Here is a 2,195-nt window from a genome sequence, read left to right on the forward strand (position 1 = left end):
ACCTGAAGTCGCCGATCGACGCGCGCCGCTACGGCATCGAAACGGTGTACCAGGACCTGGCCGTGGCGCCAGCCATGACGATCGCCGAGAACCTGTTCCTCGGCCGCGAACTGCTGCGCAAGGGCATGTTGTCGCGCTTCCTGCGCTGCATCGACAAGAAGCAGATGCTGGCCGAGGCGGAAGCCCATATGCACGATTTGAAAATCGGCATCCGCTCGATGAAGCAAGCCGTCGGCACCTTGTCTGGCGGCCAGCGCCAGGGCGTGGCCGTGGCGCGCAGCACGGCGTTTGCCAGACATGTCGTGATTCTCGATGAACCAACCGCCGCACTCGGCGTAAAGGAGGGCAATATGGTACTGGAACTGATACGCAATGTACGCGACCGCGGCCTGCCGGTGATTTTGATCAGCCACAACATGCCGCACGTGTTCGAGATCGCCGACCGCATTCACGTGCAACGCCTGGGCAAGCGCGTCGCCGTGCTGAACCCGAAGCACATCAGCATGTCCGACACGGTGGCAGTGATGACGGGCGCGAAGAGCGCCGAAGACTTTCCGGAGGAAGCCCATGCTTAAGGGAATCGATCCGCTGCTCAGCCCGGAATTGCTGAAGATCCTGTGCGAAATGGGGCATGGCGAGGAAATCGTGCTGGTCGACGCCAACTTCACCAGCCAGACCCTGGGCCAGGGCAAGCCGCTGGTGCGCCTGCCCGGCATCGACCTGCAGCGCGCCAGCGCGGCGCTGCTGTCGGTGTTTCCGCTCGACGCCATGGTGGACCAGCCCGTCGCCTTCATGAAGGTATGCAACACCGCCGAGGGCTACCTGTCGGCGCTGCAGCGCACCATGCTTGAGCAGATCGCCGCCACCGGCACCGCCACGCCCGAGCAATGCGAGGCGGTCGAGCGCTTCGCCTTCTACGAACGCGTCAAGGGCGCCTACGCCATCGTGCAGACCGGCGAAATGCAGCCGTACGCCAATTTCCTGTTCAAGAAAGGTGTGATCAGCGAGCCGCTGGCGGACTGAGAAACGTGCAGCCGGAATAAAACATACCTATAAAGGAGACAGCATGTCAAACCACTTCCCTCTTCTCGCCTCTTGCCTTGCCACCCTGCTGGTGGGCTGCAGCGGCGGCAACGACAGCGACAGCGGACAGCCGCAGTCCAGCCACCTTGAAACCTACCGCCCCCAGCTCTCGTACACCGCCGCCAAAAACTGGCTGAACGATCCCAACGGACTGGTCTACCACGACGGCGAATACCACCTGTTCTACCAGTACAACCCGAACGGCAATACCTGGGGCGACATGTCCTGGGGCCACGCCGTCAGCACCGACCTGCTGCACTGGAACGAGCTGCCCGTCGCCCTGACGGCCGAAAAAGACGCTGGCGGCAAGCTCACGCAAATGTTCTTCTCCGGCAGCGTGGTGGTGGACACCAACAATACCAGCGGCCTTGGCAGCGCCGGCAATCCTGCCATGGTGGCCATCTACACCAGCGTGTATCCGCAAGGAAAAACGCTGGCCAACGGCCAGGTGCTTGCCCCCAACACCCAGTCGCAGTCCATCGCCTACAGCCTGGACCGGGGACGCACGTGGACGCAGTACGCCGCCAACCCGGTGATTGCTGCGCCACCGGCGCCTTTTGAAACCGAAGGGCAAAATTTCCGCGATCCAAAAGTCTTCTGGTATGCACCGGAGCAAAAATGGGTCATGGTTGCCGTTGCCTCGGAGAAGCACCAGGCGCTGCTGTTCTCGTCCAAAAACCTGCGCGACTGGAACTACATGAGCGCCTTTGGCCCGGCCAACGCGGTCGGCGGCATCTGGGAATGTCCCGACCTGTTCGAGCTGCCCGTCGATGGCGACGCCAGCAAACGCAAATGGGTGATGAACATCAACATCAACCCCGGCTCGGTGGCCGGTGGTTCCGGGGCGCATTATTTTGTGGGGAAATTCGACGGCACGCGCTTTGTGGCCGACGCCAACAGCGTGATCGACAAGAAGCCCCCCACGGGCACCGTCTACCAGGATTTTGAAGCGGCCAGCTTCGATGCCACCGGCTGGACCTCGACGGGCGACTTTGTGGGCAAGACGCCCGTGGCCCCCTCGCATGGCGTGGCCGACAACCAGGGCAGCCAGCTGCTCGACACCTACCGGCTGGGCAAGGACGACGGCGCCACGGGCACGCTCACTTCGCCCG

The 2,195-nt window shown here is 62.8% G+C and carries 3 protein-coding genes; all 3 read left to right on the top strand.

All coding sequences use genetic code 11. From position 1 onward, the window contains the following. Positions 1–575: ATP-binding cassette domain-containing protein (locus VM94_RS26155; RefSeq protein WP_046686321.1), on the top strand; the 575-nt coding region annotated here is incomplete at its 5' end. Beyond that, a complete protein-coding gene (locus VM94_RS26160) occupies positions 568–1,023 on the top strand; it encodes an RbsD/FucU family protein (protein WP_046686050.1) in 456 nt (151 codons plus the stop codon). The genes VM94_RS26155 and VM94_RS26160, both read left to right, overlap by 8 nt. A gap of 43 nt (positions 1,024–1,066) precedes the next feature. Then, positions 1,067–2,195: glycoside hydrolase family 32 protein (locus VM94_RS28400; RefSeq protein WP_144417564.1), on the top strand; the 1,129-nt coding region annotated here is incomplete at its 3' end.

Source organism: Janthinobacterium sp. KBS0711 (assembly GCF_000988085.1).
Taxonomy (GTDB): domain Bacteria; phylum Pseudomonadota; class Gammaproteobacteria; order Burkholderiales; family Burkholderiaceae_D; genus Janthinobacterium; species Janthinobacterium lividum_E.

Bases quoted from the DNA above. Each gene is read 5' to 3' on its own strand.
- VM94_RS26160 (WP_046686050.1), top strand. From the start codon at position 568: ATGCTTAAGGGAATCGATCCGCTGCTCAGCCCGGAATTGCTGAAGATC.